The organism is Streptomyces sp. NPDC042336 (assembly GCF_055581985.1).
Genome location: NZ_JBVJEA010000052.1, coordinates 1 through 18,208, shown reverse-complemented (window position 1 = coordinate 18,208; position 18,208 = coordinate 1). Strand labels below are relative to the sequence as shown.

Genomic DNA, 18,208 nt, shown 5'->3' with positions numbered 1-18,208 from the left:
GACGAGCCCGATGCTCCACCCGCCGCATCAGCATCATCGTCCAAGCCATCCACACCCTGCTGACCTGCAGCTATTCAGGATGAAAAAGGCTCACTGAACCATTTTCTCCGCCTGACCGTTGAAAACTCACATACGGATAACAGACGAGTCAGAGAGCAAGGAGGCACAGGCATGACGACGCCAACTCCGCAGGATGCGGCGCTGCAAGACGTCCAAGAAGCAGCAGAGTCACGAGCAGGACAGGAGGCAGCAAAGTTGACCCGTCAGGCGTGGTCACGTGCTGCCCTGGCGGGTGTAACGGCAGTAACGACGGCGGGCGCTGCGGCGGTAGCGGCGGCGACAGATGACTCACCCCTCGTTCGGATGAATATGAGCGGCGTTGCTGTGACATCCGGCGTGATCACGATAGGAAGCGGCGCCATGGCCGCGGCTGCCGCGATGCGGGCCAGAGAACGAAGGAGGCAGCAGGAACACCGTCGTCAGGACATTGAGCTTAATGACGTTGGGACAAGAGCAGCCGGAGCTGGGCATTCTGCCTCAGAGAGCCTGCCTAGTCGCCCTCCCGCTGCCCATCTACCCTCCCGCCCAGCGCAGGGGTCATCAGGTCGCGGCAGATGACCATGGCGGCCATGAGTGCCAGCTGGTGCGGATCGCGTCTGACGCCTTGTCGCCCCTGCTGCGCTGCATGTCTGCCGCAACCCCGCGAGACCCCCGCTGACCGTCATCGTCGTACTGCCCACGCCAAAAGAACCGTGACGGCACCACCCGCCCCGGCCTCTACCAGCACCTCGGAGAGGAGTTCGAGCGTCGCCTGAAGGCCCAGCGCGACGCGGGCGAGGCCCCTGACCCCCGGACGTCGCAGATCGAACGGCTCAAGGCCCAGGTCGCCGACTCAAGGGACCAGTCGCGAAACGGGACGAGGCGCTGGCCGAGCTCACCGCGTTCAAGACGCTTGCCGTCTCCCGGCTCACGGCCCAGCACGAGGAGCTCCAGCGGCTGAGGCAACAGGACGACAACGTCCGCCGCCTGCCCGCTGCCCGCGGCGGGATGGCTCCCTACGAGTCGTGCAACTGAGGTCTCGGCCCGTCCGTGCGGACCGCAATCATGGACGAGGACACGCCGATCATGCAGGAGGGACATTATCGCGACATCTGGGTTCGCACGCACCACTGGCGATAACCTGACCCAGAGATCGTCCGAGCCGATGTGATCACCAGCGTCAGCGGGAACAGCGACGATGGGCTCGCCATCCGGTCGGACACCCAGGCTGTGGTGTCCCTGACATGGGGATCAACGGTCGGAAAGCCCAAGCCGCTGCCGGTCGGGTTCCACGTCTGTTTTCTGCAGACGTGGGACCTCGCATCAGGGGGAACAAATGACCTCGGTCGTTCATGAGGGTCCGTCAGCTTGCTGACGGACCCTCATGAACGACCGAGGCTAGCTTGGCGACTCCGGCCGGTCTTTGGAGCCGTCCGAGCTTCGTGCTACTCAGGCCGGTGGACGACCAGAGCTGTCGCGGACTACAACGTCACGTCATCTTCCCTGTTAGAGGTACTGGTGCTCCCCGGCGGTGATGCGGCTTCGGTGCGGTCGTCGATCAGGCCGGGAGGTGGGTTGAGGACCGCACACTGTTCCGCAAGATCGATCTCGGTGATGATCTGTTGTACGAAGGGCACCAGCACCTCATTTCCATTGGCCCGCTCGATGATGACGAGGTCCTGCAAGGGGGCATGACCTATCCCAGTGATCCGGCCCACCTCGATGCCATCTTCGGTAACGACCTTCAGACCGACCAGTTGGTGGTCGTAGAACTCATCAGGATCCTCGGAGAGTTCGTCGATGTCGACCTCCACGAGGAGGAGTGTGTCGCGTAGGGCCTGGGCGGCATCGCGGTTCTGGACGCCTTGGAAACGGAGCAGCAGCGTCGCGTTGTTCATCCGGCTGTTCTCGATGGTCAACGGGCCAGCGGACGGCGGGTCCGTCAGCAAGACGGCGCCTGGCATGAACCGCCGCTCAGGCTCATCGGTGCGTATTTCAACGGTGACGTCTCCACCTACCCCATGAGCCCGGCCGATTCGTCCGACGATCAGATGCAATGCCGTTACCTGTCCTGTATCTCCGACATGGGAAGTAAATCCCTTCTCATGCTATTTGTCTGTTCTTGTCGCAAATCGTAAGACGTCGACATGAAAGTTGCCCCTGCCCTGAGACGCTCGGAGCGGACACGGCTGCACACAAGCAGTGAGGGTCGCCATGCTCAACTGTCCTTACCAGTTGTGACTACGGCATCGGCTAGGAAATGGTTCACATTCCCTATTGACCGGAAACGCTTTGATTTCATGCTCTTGACGGTGTGTGAGTGATCTGGTGGGGGATGCACGGACCCGGTCGCCGGACGCGCAGGAGGCTGTGCGTGCTGGCGGTGTCCGCGCTGGTGGAGGGACGGGACCGTGCTGAGGTCGCGGCCCTGTTCAAAATGTCGGTCAGGGCCGTGGACAACTGGTGGACGAGGTGGCGGACTGGCGGCCGCGACGCGCTGCCCTCCCGTCCGCGCGGACGCCGGGTGGGCGAGCAACAGGTTCTGCCCGAGGCCGGGCAGGCCGCCGTCCGGCAGGTCGTTCTCAATCACACCCCCTCCGGCCTGGGGCTTTCCGGTCAGCTGTGGACGCGTGCTGATAGGCGAGCTGATCTTCAAGCTGTACCGGATCCGCTTCACCGAGCCCGGTGTTGGCAAGTACCTCAAACGCTGGGGACTGACGTTCCAGCGTCCGGACAAGCGGGCCGTCGAGCAGGATCCGGAAGCGGTCCGCGTCTGGCATGAAGAGGCCTGGCCGGCGATCCGGGCCAGAGCGAAGGCGGAGAACGGTGAGGTCCTCTTCGCCGACCACGTCGGAGTCCGCTCGGACCAGGTCACCGGCCGCACCTGGGGGGAACAGGGACGGACTCCAGTCGTCCGCCGGGTGATCGGCAGTGGACGGTGGCTATGTGGAGAGCTGGGCGAGGGTGGCGCGGACGCCGGTGAGCTGGGCGGTGGCGAGCTGTGCCCTTTCGTCGTCGGGGTAGCGGGCCAGATGCGGATCGAGCGTGCCTGTGAGCACCGCCGGACAGGTCGTCGCCGACGCGAGCGTGGCGGCACTGGACGAAGTTACGAGGACCTCCGCGCAGACAGGCGACGGAGGTATTGAGCGTTTTTCATCCTCAGTCTGAGCTGGCCAGGTGCAGGCAGAGGACGGCTTGGACGAGGCCGGTAACGCGGTTGGTCGAGCAGCGGAGCTTGCGGAGGAGTCGCCAGGACTTGAAGGTGGCGACGGCCTGCTCGACCAGGGCTCGGATCTTCGCGTGGGACCGGTTGACGGCCTTCTGGCCCGAGGAAAGCGTCTCCCACCGTCCCCAGTACGGGACGCGGACCGTACGCGCGGCACCTCGGTAACCCTTGTCGGCCCAGCAGATGACGCCGGCCTCCGCAAGAGTGGCAATGATGCCGTGTTCACGGGCGGCCCGGACATCGTAGACGGCTCCGGGCAGAGCCGGTGACGCCCACAGCAGCCGGACGGATCGGCCAGGACCTGCACGTTCATCCCATGCTTCTTGTGCTTGCCGGAGTAGAAGGGGCGGCCCGCGGCGATGCGGTCAATCGGCAACAGGGTGCCGTCCAGCAGCACGAACGCCTCGTCGATGCCGTCCGGGCCCGCTTCCGCGAGAGTCGGGGCGAGCGCGGCCAGGAGCTCGACGGCCTCGGCGACGTACCGGTAGGCCGTCGTGGCGCCGATGCCGAAACCGGCTGCGAGCTGGGCGTACGGATGGCCGTTGCGAAGGTGCGCGAGGGTGAGCAAAGCCTGCCGGCCCGGGTTCAGACGCCGCCACCGGGTGCCGAGCTCCCGGCGGTGCTGGCGGAGCCTGGACAAGAAGCGAAGGGCAGAGCTGGACACGTCGACGCCGGACGGATAGACAAGCACACGACGCCTCTGGTGGAGATGGTTCTTCTTGGTCGAAAACCCATCTACCAGGAGCTTCATCTGTCTGACAGCCCAACTCACATACTCAGCCGACAGGTTGGAAAGGGCTCATCGCCTGGATCTGACGGTCGTCGGCCAGGGACCTCTCGTTTGGCATTGATCCGAGGTTGGGTCAGGGACGCGGGGGTGGTGTGGTGAGGTACGGCGCGAGTTGGGCTTCGAGATCTGCAATGTGTTGTCCGATGGCGCCTCGAAAGAAGACATCCGATGCGAAGAATACGTCAAGCGGCAAGGGCAATATGAGGCTCTCGAGCGGTCGGGAAGGCCACGGTCTCGTCGAACGGGACACGGTGAGACAGGCAATGATGCAGGCAGCCGATCATTCGGTTGAAAAGATTCCTCTGGGCGGCCGTGTGGCGGTCGCCGGCCTCACGTCGGCGGTCGTAGTGAGCCCGCGCTCCGTTTGAGTGGGCCATCGCTGAGAAGGCCCACATGTAGCCGACGCCGGCCAGTCTTTGGTTCTTGACCCTGCGGGCCGCGACGGACACGCTCTTGCCGGAGGCCCTGGTGACGGGAGCGGATCCCGCGTACGCCTTCAGGCCTCTGGCATCGGCGAACCGTGTCCGGTCGTCGCCGATCTCAGCCAGAACCCGGGCCCCGCTCAGCGGGCGCAGTCCCGGAAAGCTCGTGATGATCTCTGCATCGGCATGGGTCTCGAATGTCTGCACTGCAGCTTCGGCGAGATCATCGGCACTGGAGCACGCGGCCTCCAGCTGCCGAAGCAGCGCAAGTGCCTGCCGCCCCATGACTGCTTCGACCAGGGGAAGATGGCGCATCTGGGGAGCGCGGAGCGCGCCGTGCAGCCGCTCGACTTCCCTGTCGATCGTGTTCTTGCGGCCAGCCTTCTTCAGTACTGCCCGCAGCTGCGTTCGCGTGAGCTTGGCCGCCTGGCGCGGGGTGGGCGCCGCAGCCAGGAGTGCCCGAGCGATGGGGTGATAGATGCCCTCTCGGCGGTTACCGACGGCGGCCAGATAGCTGGGGAAGTACTCGCGCAAGTGGGAGGTCAGTTTGTTGCCGGCCTGGGTTCGGTCCCAGACGGCCTCCTGCTGGGCGCGGGCCAGGACCGCGACGGCTGGTGTCGTGCACGTTCGCGGCGGTGACCAGGACAGCCAGGACCAGGCCGAGCGTGTCGGCGATCACGTGCCGCCTGCGTCCTCTGATCTTCTTGCCGGCGTCGATGCCCTGGCTGGCCTCGGAGACGTTTGTCGAGGTCTTCACGCTCTGCGCGTCCACCACGGCCGCAGTGGACTGCACGCTGCGGCCATGCAACTGGCGGGTCTTGTCGCGTAACAGGCCGTGGACCTGCCGGGTGGTGCCGTCGGCTTCCCACTTCGCCCAGTAGACGTAGACGGTCTTGTACGGCGGGAAGCCGTGCGGCAGGTACTCCCACGGGACGCCGGTGCGGTTGACGTACAGGATGGCGTTGACGATCTCCCGCAGATCGTGCACCCGGGCCGCCGTACCCGGCCCGGTCTCGACGAGGACGGGAACGCCTTGGTGTTCGCAGATCCGGATGATGCGGTGGGTACGGGCCGCGGTCAGGTCATGGGTGCGTCCGGGCAGAGCGGGCGAGATCCACAGCAGCTTGCCCGCAGGACCGGCCATGACTGGCACGTTCACGCCGTGGCGGCGGTGCCTCTGCGAGAAGTCGGCCCGGCTGTCACCGACCCGGTCGCACTCGCCGAGCGTGCCGTCGAGCAGGACATGCTTGGGATCCGTTGCCCGCAGGACCCGCAACAGTCCGGGCGCCCGCCGGGACAGGTGATTGACAACGGCGCTGACGTAGGCGTGGGCGGTGCCGACGGATATGCCGAACCCGGCGGCGATCTGCACGAGGGTGTCGTGCCGGCGAAGGTAGACCAGACCGACGAGAGCACACTGGTACGGCGGGAGCTTGCAGCGGCAGTCACCCTCACAGGAGACGACGAGCATGATCACCCACTCGACCAGGGCATGAGGCAGGTCAAGTGAGGCAGGACAGGGAACCAACGAGGCTCCTGCGCTGATGAGCTGAGACGTCGAACACCTCTCTCAACGGCACAGGAGGCTCGTGCGTTGCGGAAGACCAGCCCGCCACCCGCCCGGTGGCCACTCTGAAAACACTCAGTGAGCCTTTTCAGTGTTGCCTCTGCAGGGCGAGGCCCTCGGCTGCGATGTCCGTCATGCAGTTCGGGCTGCAGCGGCTCCGGCGGAAGATCCGCCAGGACTTCAGGCGGGCGACGCCTCGTTCGACGGGAGCACGGGCCTGGGCGAGTCCCCGGTATAGCGTCCGTTCGCTCGGTGACAGTTCGCCGTTGGGCAGGCGGCGGATGACGGTGGTGGCCCAGGAGCTGGCGCCGATGTAGGCGCGGTCGGCGACGACCGGGACGCCCTGGTGTTCGCAGATCCGGTGGATCCGGTGGGTCCGGGCAGCTGTCAGATCGTGGGTCCGGCCTGGCAGTGCCGGCGACAGCCAGAGCATCTCCCCGCGGGGATCTGCGACGACCCGCACGTTCACCCCGTGCCGCTCGCGTCTCGAGGCGTAGTCGGCCCTGCCGTCGCCGACGCGGGTCGCACTCGGCGAGCGTGCCGTCCAGGAGAACGGACTCCGGATCATGTGCGGGCAGCGTCTTCAGCGGGCCCGGTGCCCGCCCGCCGGGCAGGCCGGTGACCGCAGTGACGTAGGCATGAGCAGCGCCGACGGATACCCCGAAGGCCGCAGCGATCCGGACCAGGGCGTCGTAGCACCGCAGGCACACCAGTGCGGTCAGCACCCGCCGGTACGGCGGAAGCCTGCACCGGCGGCCACCTTCACACGTGACGATGCACATCGCGACCCACTCGACCAGAGCATGGAGCAGGTCGAAGCATCGACCTGCGAGCCTGGACGAGTTCGGCGGGGGCCCGACTCGGACCGACCGAAGGGCTGAGGTCCGTCAGGCTGTTGGAGGCCGTCGTCCTGTCCAGGCACCCCACGTTGGGGGCGGAGGCGGAGACGAATGGGCTACCTCCCGACTGATGATCCAGTGCCCGGCGACGGCAGTCTGCACCTGCCGGGATAGTCGCCCCGTCACTGTCGGTTCGGTAGCCGAGCGACGGAAACGCAGCGACTGCGGTCATCTTCAGTCGCTCAGCTGGGAGGCCGCAAAACCGCAGGTCAGACCGGAGCCAGCCGGAAGGTAGCGACTAAAGCGACCAGCATTCCGTATATATGAAGGCAGGTGTAGGTGTACGTGTGTGTCATATATAGCAAGCTTCAGTCGCTTCAGTCGCTGATCGGGGCGCAGTATGCCCACGACCTGCGTCTTTCTCATTGCTAACGAGTAGCTACCGCGAGCAAGCTCGGTCGCTGGTGCCGATGTTGCGTCGCTGGCGCCTCTGCCTTGCAGTTATGGGTGCAGGGGGCGGCTACTTCCGTGGTCTGCAGTTACTGATCAGAAACTCATGGGGTTCTCGTCCAGGACGTAGCGGACGTGCGGGCCGCCGAAGTAGCCGCGGACGATGTGCGGCTGTCGTTGCCGTCTGCGGAAGAACCGGCGGCTCTCGGCGGCGAGTTTGGCTTGGTTCCGAGCTCGGTGCTGCTTGGGCAGGCTGCGCTTGAGGTCGGCGTTGACCAGCTCGTCGGGGTTCAGCTCGGGCGAGTACGGCGGCAGGAAGTGCGTCTCGACGTCGTCGGGGTGGGCGGCGAACCAGTCGCGGGCCTTCCGCGAGCGGTGGGCGGGATGCCCGTCGACCACGAGGTGGACCTTGCGATCGAAGTGGCCGGCGAGCCGGTTCAGGAAGCGGCACATCACCTCGGCGGTGAAGCTTCCGGTAAAGACCATGAAGTGCATCCGGCCCCTGGTGCGGATCGCCGACATCGCGTTCCCCGAGAACCGGTTCCCGCCCCGCCGCACGACGAGGTCCTGCCCTTCTCGCCCCAGGTGCGGCCGGTGACCTGGTCGGAACGGATGCCGACCTGATCGGCGAAGAGGATCTCGCCGCCGTCCTTCTTCGCCTTCGCGCGGATCGCCGGCCAGGCCTCCTCGTGCCAGCGCCGGACGGCCTCCGGGTCCTTGCTCGACAGCCCGCTTGTCCGGCCGCTGGAACGACAGCCCCCACCGCCTCAGGTACTTGCCCACCCCGGGCTCGGTCAGCCGCACCCAGTACAGCTTCCCGATCAACTCGCCCACCAGCCGACGCGTCCACAACTGCCCGCCCAGCCCCACGTCACAAGGTCGATGCTCCAGGACCGCCTGACGCACCGCGGGCTGCTCGGCCTCCCCGAGCACCTGGTGCACCCCCACCGGCTTGCCCCTCGTCCGCATGACCAGTGCCTCCCGGCCGCCGGCCTGCCACTTCGCCCACCACACGTCGACCGCCTTCAGCGACACCCCGAAGAGCACCCACATCCTCACGGTCCCGCCCCGCCACCAACGCAGCCACCACCCGCAGCCGCAGGGCCTCCTGCGCCGACGACGACAGATGCTGTGCGTCCACCACCAGATCGCTCACGCAACACCAACGACCCGCAACCCGAACCGTTTCGGATCACGTTCGCTAGTCTGGTTCTGTCGTTTGGGGTGCTTCGGTCACTGAAGGGAATGCGGTTGCTTAACCAGCCAGTTTCCGCACTTGGTGGCTCACAGACATCTGCATCAAGCTCCCGCTCCACAGGAACGTCCCTCGACATTGCGGACTGGTGCGTGTCCCGGGGCTGGCCTGTTCACCCCCTGGCTCCGGGGCGTAAAACTCCAGTCGCGAACTGCCGTGACTGCCGTATGGCCTCTCACCAGCCCACGGCCTGTCCCTGCCTGCCGGCAGGCCTCTGGTGCCACGGCTTCCACGCTGCGACCCTCGACCGGAATCGTGTGCGGCGATGGTGGGGAGCGCGCCCGGACTTGGGCGTCGCCGTTTCCTGTGGCCCAGCCCGCCTGGTCGTCATAGACATCGATGCGCACTCAGCCTCCCCGCCTGAGCGCCAGCGGATCTTGCCCGGCATTCCCATTGCCCCCCACGTCGACCTCACCGGTCTGGCGAACGGCTTCCACTCACTCGGGGTGCTTGCCGCACTGCGGGGCCAGCCCAGTCCCGCCGACGACTCCTCCACACTGCGTGTTCGGACGCCCTCCGGCGGGCTCCACGTCTGGTACCGGGTGGAAGGTCCGCACCGCTGGCAGTCATCCGTGGGTTCCAGCCCGCGCCGCGCCCTGGCTTGGCAGGTGGACGTCCGGGCCCGTGGCAGTTACATCGTTGCACCCGGGACCACCACAACGCACGGCACTTACACCCCGCTCGGGAACCCCCGCGAACTGGCCGTCCTTCCCTCCTGGCTTGCTCAGGAGCTCGATCGCACTGGCCATTTGCCTGCGTCGAGCACTCACGCGCCTGTGCCCTCACGTGCGAGGCAGGCCGTCGCCGCTGCAGGTGGTCCTCAGCACGGTCGGCACGCTCTCGCCACGGTTCTGGCTCCTGTGCAAGCTTGTGGTCTGACACCGGAGGGCGCGGGATTCTCAGACATTCTCAATCGCGCTGCCTATACCCTCGGCGGGCTCATCGCCGCCGGTCGGTTGCCTCAGCAAGAGGCCGAGCAGGCTCTGAAGGAAACGGCGCTTGCCGCCCGTCCCGGGCAGGAGCGCCGCATTGAACAGATCGTCCACAGTGGTCTGGCTGCGGGCCTCAAACGGCCGTTGTATGACAGCAGACACCGTTCTTGAGGCTGCGCGTTCTACCTTGCCGGGCCGGCACGCCTGCTCGGGTCGGTGACGGACTGGCTGCTTCGCCATGTGCAACTCGCCCCATCTGAGACTGACGCATCCCAGCCAGGGGACGAGCGATCCCGGTCCAGACAGATCAGTCGAGCAGGTGCCGTGGCCTGAGGGGAGGGTCAGCTTCTCAGACCACGGCCCGCCCTTTCCCGACAAGGGAGAGGGCGGGGATACCGCGGCGCGGGCTCCGTCCCGAGGGTGCAGTCAGGTACCCCAAGGCCAGCGCACGTCTGACTGCAGCGGCATCCGTACAGCACTACGAACTGGGGACCGACTAGGTTCAGTCCTGGCACGACCAGAGCCGGATTACTTCGAGCCGGGGCGAAGCGCAACCAGCGCGGTCACCCTTGCGTCTCATTCGACACGCTGCTCCGGCGGTGTGACCCCAGCATGAGAGGCCCTCGTTTCGTCGGTCGAATGCGACAACTATAGGCGGGCTCGCCTCCACCGGAGCGTCACACCCCGACGCGACGGTTCGGCACGGACACGTTGTCCCATGTGAGACCGCCAGTCGCTTCAGTCGCTCATCCGATGGGGACATCGCCTTTGAACTGCTGTTATTCCGTGCATGCGGCACAGCGACCAGAACGCCGACTGGGTGCCGTCCATGCTCGTGCCCTCAACAGATCCTTCGGCGTCGGTACGTCGTAGGTCGTTCCCATACGCGCATGACCGCTTGGGAACGCGTTCGCTAGGCTATGCCCATCGTTGAGTCGCTTCAGTCGCTGCTGGGGGTGCGCATGGTTGCTGAGCTGAGTCTGCCCCGCAGCGACTCGCTGGAGGCTGGCTGTGATGCCGTAGGCACAGTCACTATCGGGTGGGCGCGGTCCCCCCGACTGGCAGGCCCGCCTGCAATGAGCCGCACGATCCGAATCATGGACCGTGCGTACCCGCGAAGCACTCCGTGCTCGCACGCTCGACCACTTAGCCCGTCAGCGTGCTGCCGGTGTTGCGATACCCACCTGCTCCATCTCATGCCCCTCGGGCGCCGCACCGATCGGAGGCACGCCCCCCACGGAGGCCATGCCCCGATCCAGCCCGCGCTCCCGTCCTGCCCAGAGCGGATACGTCGAGGCCAGCCGAACAGCAGCACTCCGGCGGCCCGTCAGCACACCCTGCACTCACGCGGAAGCCGCCCATGACAACGCCCGGCAAAGGCACCGAGCCCATCTTCGACTTCGACGCCGAAGTCGTCGCCGCTCAGATCCGAGCGCAGGCCAGCCCCCTCGCATCGGCGGTCACATTTGCCCTGCCCGACCAAACGACAACACCTCGAGCAACCGCGGGCGAGGTAACGGCTGCTGGTCTCCTGCCTGACACGCTGTCCGACCGTGGCAATGCCAAACTGTTCGTCAAGCTCTACGGCAACGACTACAGACATGTGCCTGGCATTGGCTGGTACCGGTGGGACACCACTCGCTGGCAGGTCGATGAGGACGACACCGTCCTGTGGGCGGCAGGCGACCTCGCGGAAAGCATCGCCGTCCACGATCCCCGCGGCGTGTTCACGACCCAAGCCTTGCAGCAGCATCGCCGTCGTGCCTTGTCCACCACGGGCATCAACGCCATGCTCGCCCAAGCGAAGTCCGCCCCCGGTATGGTTCTCAATGCCGCACTTCTGGACGCTGACCCGTACGCCTTGTGCACTCCCGACGGCATCGTCGACCTTCGCACCGGCCTGATCAGGAAGCCCGATCCCGACAAGGACTTCCACTCCCGCTCCACCACGGTCGGCCCGCAGTCCGCGCCCACCCTGCGTTGGGAGCGATTTCTGACCGACACCTTCGGTGAGGACACCGAGGATCGTGACATGATCGACTACCTTCAGCTGCTGCTGGGGTACTCCATCACCGGCGATGTCGGCGGCCAGGTCCTGCCCTTCCTGTTCGGTTCGGGGAAGAACGGCAAGTCCGTCCTGTTGGACGTGTTGATGAAGCTCCTCGGCGACTACGCCGATGCCGCCCCGCCCGGCTTCTTGATGGCCCGCCCCTACGAAGGCCACCCCACTGACCTCGCCGAACTCCATGGGCGTCGTGTCATCGTGTGCTCCGAGGTCAAGCCCGGTGACAAGTTCGACGAGGCGAGAGTGAAGCTGCTGACCGGTGGTGACCGCATCAAGGCGCGCCGCATGCGGCAGGACTTCTTTAGTTTCGAACCCACGCACAAGCTCTGGCTGCTGGGCAACCACCGTCCCGAAGTGGGTACCGGTGGCTTCGCGTTCTGGCGCCGCATGCGGCTGATTCCCTTCGAGCGTGTTGTCTCGGACGATCGCAAGATCGACAACCTGGCCGACATCCTCGTCACCGAGGAAGGTCCGGGCATCCTCGGGTGGCTCGTCCACGGGGCTCGTCGTTACCTCGCCGGTGCTCGTGACCTGGCTGGCCCGGAGCGTGTGCGCATCGCCACGACCGCCTATGCCGAGACCGAGGACCACACCGGGCGCTTCTACGAAGAGTGCTGTGTCCTCGGCCCGAACCTGCGGGCGGAACAGACGGCCCTCTACACCGTCTATCGGGCGTGGTGTCAGAATGAGGGGGCCCCGGCCATGTCCTCAAGGGCGTTCGCAGCCCGCACCCGCGAACTGGTCGGCCTGGCCTCGCCCAAGGAAATGGTCCTCTCCAACCAGCGCAAGCATTACCCGGGCATTGGACTGCTCGCCGACCAGGAAAGGGACGCCAACGCATGAGCTCCCTGATCACCGAGGATGAGATCAGCCACGAGAGCGAACTCCTCTGGTTGGAGGACATCAACGACCTCGACTACGTCCGGCAGAGCCTGGACCGACTGCCCACACGCAAAGGCAGACCGGCCTACCACCGCGACGGGCGTATGGTCGGTTATGCCTTGCTCGACCCCGCTATCAAGCCCTCTCCCTCCTCGGGCACCTTTCGACGGCGTGTCTTCTGGCTACTGCCTCATGACCGCGACACCCAGCCCGACGGCCTGTATGCCAAGGGCGCGCCCGCAGAAGCCGTCGACCCTCGTACCCTCGGCCCCCGCGTCAAGGGCTACAAGACCGAGCGGTCCGAAGGAGGGCCCCCCTCCACTGCCATGCGAGAACTCGGCATAACGCTGCCCCTGTGACCTCACCCAACCCGCTATGAGCAGGATGAACTCGCAGTCCCGGCGAGGTGCCGCGGACTCCGGCGCGCTCCGCCCGCTGACATGGACGGAAGGGCTTGCTGCCGGTGCCAGATGAGGCCATCGGGCGGTCTCTGCCGCAGCGTTGCGAGGGCCGGGTCGCAGATCAACTGCTGCGTTCGGATCAGGGCAGACCTGCTGGCTGCAATCAAGGCTGGCCGGGTGGGCAGCCCCCGGTCCCCGGCGCATTGCTGGCCGACCGCAGTTGCGACCAAGACACGTGCCGACACTTGCCCTGACAGCGAGGGTTCCCGGTGATCGCGCCCCCAGCCCCGGCCTGGCATTTTGCGGGACAACGCCGAGCGAACGATGGTCTGGCTTCACGGCCTCCGCCACTACACATCCGCTGGGAACGACGCGACGGCCTCCACGAAGGCTTCTTCGGGCTCGCGATCTGTCTGATCCGACTGGCGGCAGGGCGCGTCCGCGAGGTTGGCGGGGGCCCATGCCGCTCCAGTGCACGCCACAGCCCAAGGCGAGTGAACCGTCTTCACCTCTAAGCCGTAGGGCAGGCAGACGACGACGGCGCCGTTCCAGCATTCTGATGCCGTCAGCCACATGCGGCTGACGGCCGGTGCCACCCATCGTCGTCCTGCGCATCGTCCACGCCCGCCCAGTGCCCGCGAACGCTTCTTCCGAGCCCGGCGACGGGCGTCAGCCCATGTCGAAAGAGCGTGCAGTGTCCAGCACACCCGAGCCTTCAGCCAACTCTGGCATACCGACACCCTGGGCCTCCGGCCCCGACGGCTGGATACTGCGAGGTGTTCCGGCCGACAGCTCCGTGGCACAGGGCATGGGCGACACGGCGCGCGGCGTACGCCCTTCGCAGCCCGGTGACCACGGGCTCATGCCCGACAGCTTGAGCGACCGGGGCAACGCCAAGCTCTTTGCCGAGCGCTATCGGCACGACTTCAGATTCGTCCCCGGCCTCGGCTGGTACCGCTGGTCCGGCTACCGGTGGGAGCCCGATGACAGCGGGACCGTGCTCTGGGCTGCCGGTGAAATGGCGGAAGCTCTGGCGGAAACGGACCCCACCGGTCGTCACCCGGACGCGGAGCTGCGGCGCCACCGACGCCAGTCCCTGTCGACCCCGGCCATCAAAGCTGTCCTTGAGCAGGTGAAGACCGCGCCCGGCATGGTGCTGCCGGCCGCACTGCTCGACGCCGCCCCGTACAGTCTGTGCACTCCAGGCGGGGTGGTGGATCTAGCCACAGGGGAGGTGAGCGCTCCCGACCCCGAGCAGCACCTTCACTCGCGTGCCACCGCCGTGACGGTGCGCACCATGCCTGTCCCCCGTTGGGAGCGGTTCTTGCACGAGACCTTCGGCGGGGATGATGAGGGCACGGAGTTGATCGCCTATCTGCACCGACTGCTGGGCTACTCGCTGACGGGGGATGTCGGAGCGCAGGTCCTCCCCTTCCTCCACGGGCCCGGTCACAACGGCAAGAGCGTGCTGCTTGGTGTGGTGCTGAGACTGCTGGGCGACTACGCCGATGTCGCCCCACCAGGCTTTCTGATGGCCCATCAGTACGAGGAACACCCAACCAACCTGGCGGAATTGCACGGCCGCCGACTGGTCATCTGCGCGGAGCCCCGTCCCGGTGACCGGCTCGACGAAGCGCGCGCTTCGTTCCTCACAGGCGGTGATCGCATCAAGGCACGACGCATAGGCCAGGAGTCTTTCGGCTTTGATCCGACGCACAAGCTCTGGCTGGTGGGCAACCACCGGCCGGAAGTGGCCATGGGGGACTTCGCCCTATGGCGGCGTATCCGGGTCATTCCCTTCCGCCATGTCGTCGCGGATGATCAGCGGGTGGACAACCTGGCGGATGTGCTCGTGGCTGAGGAAGGACCAGGCATCCTGCAATGGCTGATCACCGGTGCCGGTCATTATCTGCGTGGGTCGCGTGAACTGGCCGGGCCTCGGTCGGTACAGGAGGCCACGGCTGCGTATGCCGAGACTGAAGATCATGTCGGCCGCTTCCTGGCTGAGCGACGCCCGCCGCTTCCACCTAGGGCCGGCGGCGCGCAGACGGGACTGTACGCCGTTTACCGGCGTTGGTGCGAGATGGAAGGTGCCTCACCGGTGCCCTCACGGGTCTTCGCCGCGCGGGTTCGGGAGACAGCCAGAGTCTGAAGCTGGCAGGTGGTCTTCCCGCCGCGCCCGCACTCGTCTACGTCCGGCTCCTTCGTCGGGAGCGTATCCGCAGGGCCCTGGGGGGCGTACGGTCCGCATGGGATGTGGGGTGGCCCGGCGGCGTGCCAGAGGGTATTTCTGACTTTCTGCCCGCGGCGCCCGGTGGTGAGGTTTTGGCCTGGCAGATGGCCGGTGGCGTCCATAACCCGTACAACGCGTCTGCGTATGCGCCTCCCCCTCAGGGGTCAGCGCAGGCTCCGGCAGATGATTCCACACAACCCCGCCACACAGGCCCGAAACGAGACCGTGACCCACCACGGCGCCCGCGTGCTCCGGGTCGGTGATGGTCTGGTGACAGGCCCGGCTGCGGGCATTGCGCATGGCCTCGACGCCATCACAGGTGACCAAAACCTGGTCGAGGTCGGCGGCGACCTCGATACGACCATCGACGGTCAGCGGACACACCAAGTAGTGGCGGATGTCCCGGCGAACGTAGTGGTGCCGGGCAGTCCCGGGGATGCCTTCCACCAACCCGGCGGTGCGATCGGCGGCAAGACCAGCAGCCGGGAAGGGTCCGCCTGCAACCGGTCCGCCGGGCGGACCTGCAGGGTGTGGTGGGTGCGCCGGTTCACCTTGGTCAACCAGTCGGCGAGCTGAATGTTGAACAACCGCTTGGCGGGAACGACGTCTCCAAGCAGCCGTTGGTCCGCTCGACCAGGCCTTTTGGCTTCCGGATCCCGCGGAACTTCTTCGTTGTCCCAGACCAGCCCAGCCCCCTCGGACCCGCGTCCAGTTCGGTCAGGCCGCCGCCTGGGAGGGCCGCATCCGGGCAGCGATCCACTCTGAGTAGCCCGCGACCATGACGAGCACGGGCGGCCGTCCGACCGGGCCGAATTCGAGCGGGATGTCGGCCATCGTGAACCACAGGTCGCACTGGCCAGTCTCGCCCGGCTCATAGGCCGTCCCGAGGCCGGGTCCGCAGGCCGGCGACCGGCCTCCGAGGCCCGGCTCTTGAGCACGGTCAGGCCTCGGTCCCAACCAACCCTCTCCGCCAACACCGTCGCCGGCACCTCACGTCACTGTGCGAGCGGTTGACGGATCTGCGGCTCGACCACCTCCATGATCGAGCCCTTCAGTGCCTGCTGGTACTTCAAGGGCGGCACGTCGTTCGCGATCACCCGAACCCGCATCTCCCCGGCCCGGTGAGGTCGGCGGACCTCCGCCCGCCCCCCACTGTGGTCACTACTTCTCTCGGTGTGGCCCAACGAGCCAGACCCCTGGAGGATCAACTTTCAAGTTCAAGAAGTCCAAGAGAAGCGGCTCAAGTCCTGAGCAGCTACGTCGGAGCTGCTCAGGACACGGTGGGCGCGTGAGCGAGCAGCCGCTGAGTGCCTGACGGGTACCGGGCGGCCGCGGCCGGTACCCGTCACGCGCCGTTGGGTCCCGACGGAGTGGGGCGGTCATGGGCCCAGGAGTTGAGTGCTCGCCGGGCTAAAGTCACACCAACGCTGACGCCCGCCCCACGGCGGTTTGCCGTAGCCACGCAGACTCCCAGTGCTTCATCGAGAGAGCCGCACAGCAGGCGGCTTGACGTCAGCCAACGATAGGCGCTGTCGGCCACCTCCCTGTCCGCCGGCGGCATACCGCAGGCGCCGACATCGAGGGTTGTGCGGCACCAGAGCGCCCATTCGACATCGTCAATCACCAGCGCGCGTAGCGGGGGCATGTCTGCCGGGCTGAACCCAGGCAGGGCTTCCGGTGGGCAGGTGAGCAGGAGTGTCAGGGCCAGGACGTCGTGCGCGGCACGGTACTCGAACGATGCCTGTGTCCAGGACATCTGGCTGTGTGCGAGTAGCCGGCTGGCGCTGTCCTGCGCACACAGCCAGGCAAGCGGCGCCTCGTTTGTGTGGTCTTGCGGATTCACTGGAACGAGTCGCCGCAGGCGCAGGAACCACTCGCGTTCGGGTTATCGATCACGAAGCCCGACTTCTGCAGTGTGTCCAGATAATCGATGCTCGCCCCCTGTAGGTAGGGACCGCTCTTCGGGTCGATCACCATCGCGAAACGGTCGAACCAGACCACGGACATCTTGGCGGCGTCCAGAGCGGCGCGTTGGGCCGCTGTCTGCGGGTCGTCCTCCTCAGCGAACCCTTCGTCATCGCGCTCGTCCAGCATCTTGGACAGGACCTTGGCATATTTGTCGGTGAAGAACAGCTGGTACCGCATCCCTGAGCAACCACCAGGCTGCACCGAGACCTGCAGCGCGAGCCCGGGCTCCTCACGCCGCAGCAGATCAGTGACCTTGGCCACCGCCGCCTTCGTGAGTTCGATCGCGTACATCGTCTCCGGCACTTTGCGCTCCCATCAAGCCTGGGCCCGAGTTTCGAGCTCCACCAGCAGTACGACGGGAGTTTGGGTAAATGGTTCACTCACCGTGTCCCATCGGTGCCCAAGCATGTCTGGATTCGGCCAGTCGCCAGCCCCGGGGGGAGAGAGTCTCGACGCCCGGCCCGGAAGCAACACGGTCATTGCCCTACCCGGCCTGACAGCGCGCGCAGGGCGCTGTGAACGTCGGCGCTCCCTCCGTTTGCTGCCGCTTGGGGCGTTTGGTGGAGTGAGTGCCCGGACCGGTGCGAGGACTCTGCCGGACAGTGCGCTTGCTACCGGGGCCTTGACCCCGAATCCTGGACACGGGTTACGCGGCTTGTGCCAGCGTAGTTGGTGTGAGTTGGAGGGCGTCCTCGAAGGCGATCGGTGATCGTTGTCCGAGGCGGGAGTGTCGGCGTCGGGTGTTGTAGCGGTGGAGCCATCGGAAGGCGTCGAGTCGGGCCTCGCGCTCGTTGGGCCAGCTCTTTCGTCCTTGCAGGGTCTCGCGTTTGAAGGTGGCGTTGAAGGACTCGGCGAGTGCGTTGTCCGCGCTGGAGCCGACCGCGCTCATGCTTCGCCGAACCCCTGCTGACCTGCAGGCTTGGGCGAATGCCCTGCTCGTGTACTGGGCTCCGTGGTCGGTGTGCATGATCGATCCTGTGAGACTGCCGCGGGTGCGGATCGCCGCGGCCAGGGCGTCGGTGACGAGGTCCGCGCGCATGTGATCGGCGATCGCCCAGCCGGCCAGACGGCGTGAGGCGAGGTCGATGACGGTGGCGAGGTAGCAGAACTTCCCGCCGTCGAGGGGCAGGTAGGTGATG

Annotated in this window: 10 protein-coding genes and 7 pseudogenes; 8 read left to right on the top strand and 9 right to left on the bottom strand. The window is 66.4% G+C overall.

The window, feature by feature from the left end; all coding sequences use genetic code 11:
- Nucleotides 1-83: pseudogene (locus ACZ6IM_RS41340) on the top strand (IS5/IS1182 family transposase); the annotation flags it as partial.
- 1,437 nt (nt 84-1,520) lie between these two features.
- On the opposite strand, the gene rimM reads toward ACZ6IM_RS41340, so the two are convergent.
- Nucleotides 1,521-2,096 (bottom strand): ribosome maturation factor RimM, encoded by a 576-nt coding sequence (gene rimM, locus ACZ6IM_RS41335; protein ID WP_319217128.1) that lies wholly within the window; start codon nt 2,094-2,096, stop codon nt 1,521-1,523.
- A 278-nt stretch (nt 2,097-2,374) separates the two neighbouring features.
- Here rimM and ACZ6IM_RS41330 point away from each other — a divergent pair.
- Nucleotides 2,375-2,503 (top strand): annotated as a pseudogene (locus ACZ6IM_RS41330) (hypothetical protein); the annotation flags it as partial.
- A 166-nt stretch (nt 2,504-2,669) separates the two neighbouring features.
- Nucleotides 2,670-3,185, top strand: a complete 516-nt coding sequence (locus ACZ6IM_RS41325) for a winged helix-turn-helix domain-containing protein (protein ID WP_319349739.1) — start codon at nt 2,670-2,672, stop codon at nt 3,183-3,185.
- Nucleotides 3,186-3,198: 13 nt separating this feature from the next.
- Here the strand turns inward: ACZ6IM_RS41325 and ACZ6IM_RS41320 are convergent.
- The 6 genes and pseudogenes from ACZ6IM_RS41320 to ACZ6IM_RS41295 all read right to left on the bottom strand — a co-directional run bounded on the left by ACZ6IM_RS41320 (nt 3,199) and on the right by ACZ6IM_RS41295 (nt 8,386).
- Nucleotides 3,199-3,956 (bottom strand): annotated as a pseudogene (locus tag ACZ6IM_RS41320) (transposase family protein).
- A gap of 281 nt (nt 3,957-4,237) precedes the next feature.
- Nucleotides 4,238-5,089: pseudogene (locus ACZ6IM_RS41315) on the bottom strand (transposase); the annotation flags it as partial.
- Nucleotides 4,971-5,429, bottom strand: a pseudogene (locus ACZ6IM_RS41310) (transposase); the annotation flags it as partial. The pseudogenes ACZ6IM_RS41310 and ACZ6IM_RS41315, both read right to left, overlap by 119 nt.
- Nucleotides 5,430-5,489: 60 nt before the next feature.
- A pseudogene (locus ACZ6IM_RS41305) lies at nt 5,490-6,005 on the bottom strand (transposase family protein); the annotation flags it as partial.
- Between the two features lie 127 nt (nt 6,006-6,132).
- Nucleotides 6,133-6,826: pseudogene (locus tag ACZ6IM_RS41300) on the bottom strand (transposase family protein).
- A 603-nt stretch (nt 6,827-7,429) separates the two neighbouring features.
- On the bottom strand, nt 7,430-8,386 hold the full coding sequence (locus ACZ6IM_RS41295; protein ID WP_319217124.1) for an IS630 family transposase: 957 nt from the start codon (nt 8,384-8,386) through the stop codon (nt 7,430-7,432).
- A 279-nt stretch (nt 8,387-8,665) separates the two neighbouring features.
- On the opposite strand from ACZ6IM_RS41295, the gene ACZ6IM_RS41290 reads away from it, so the two are divergent.
- From ACZ6IM_RS41290 to ACZ6IM_RS41270, 5 genes are all read left to right on the top strand, one after another.
- A complete protein-coding gene (locus ACZ6IM_RS41290; protein WP_319217130.1) occupies nt 8,666-9,691 on the top strand; it encodes a bifunctional DNA primase/polymerase in 1,026 nt (341 codons plus the stop codon).
- Nucleotides 9,692-10,880: 1,189 nt separating this feature from the next.
- The gene (locus ACZ6IM_RS41285; RefSeq protein ID WP_362770875.1) at nt 10,881-12,428 is read left to right on the top strand and encodes a DNA primase family protein; all 1,548 of its coding nucleotides are present in this window, start codon (nt 10,881-10,883) and stop codon (nt 12,426-12,428) included.
- Nucleotides 12,425-12,826, top strand: a complete 402-nt coding sequence (locus ACZ6IM_RS41280) for a DUF6009 family protein (RefSeq protein WP_052843754.1) — start codon at nt 12,425-12,427, stop codon at nt 12,824-12,826. The genes ACZ6IM_RS41285 and ACZ6IM_RS41280 overlap by 4 nt, the downstream gene beginning before the upstream one ends.
- A 904-nt stretch (nt 12,827-13,730) precedes the next feature.
- A complete protein-coding gene (locus tag ACZ6IM_RS41275; RefSeq protein ID WP_398918902.1) occupies nt 13,731-15,020 on the top strand; it encodes a DNA primase family protein in 1,290 nt (429 codons plus the stop codon).
- Between the two features lie 264 nt (nt 15,021-15,284).
- On the top strand, nt 15,285-15,677 hold the full coding sequence (locus ACZ6IM_RS41270; protein WP_319217116.1) for a hypothetical protein: 393 nt from the start codon (nt 15,285-15,287) through the stop codon (nt 15,675-15,677).
- A 1,263-nt stretch (nt 15,678-16,940) separates the two neighbouring features.
- Here ACZ6IM_RS41270 and ACZ6IM_RS41265 read toward each other — a convergent pair.
- Nucleotides 16,941-17,360 carry a HesB/IscA family protein gene (locus ACZ6IM_RS41265; protein WP_319218863.1) on the bottom strand — a complete coding sequence of 140 codons (420 nt, stop codon included), beginning with the start codon at nt 17,358-17,360 and terminating at the stop codon, nt 16,941-16,943.
- Nucleotides 17,361-17,715: 355 nt separating this feature from the next.
- On the bottom strand, nt 17,716-18,208 hold a 493-nt coding region (locus ACZ6IM_RS41260; RefSeq protein ID WP_469564358.1), incomplete at its 5' end, for an IS3 family transposase.

Bases quoted from the DNA above. Each gene is read 5' to 3' on its own strand.
- ACZ6IM_RS41295 (WP_319217124.1), bottom strand. From the start codon at position 8,386: ATGTGGGTGCTCTTCGGGGTGTCGCTGAAGGCGGTCGACGTGTGGTGG.
- ACZ6IM_RS41285 (WP_362770875.1), top strand. From the start codon at position 10,881: ATGACAACGCCCGGCAAAGGCACCGAGCCCATCTTCGACTTCGACGCC.
- ACZ6IM_RS41280 (WP_052843754.1), top strand. From the start codon at position 12,425: ATGAGCTCCCTGATCACCGAGGATGAGATCAGCCACGAGAGCGAACTC.
- ACZ6IM_RS41275 (WP_398918902.1), top strand. From the start codon at position 13,731: ATGCCCGACAGCTTGAGCGACCGGGGCAACGCCAAGCTCTTTGCCGAG.
- ACZ6IM_RS41270 (WP_319217116.1), top strand. From the start codon at position 15,285: ATGATTCCACACAACCCCGCCACACAGGCCCGAAACGAGACCGTGACC.
- ACZ6IM_RS41265 (WP_319218863.1), bottom strand. From the start codon at position 17,360: ATGTACGCGATCGAACTCACGAAGGCGGCGGTGGCCAAGGTCACTGAT.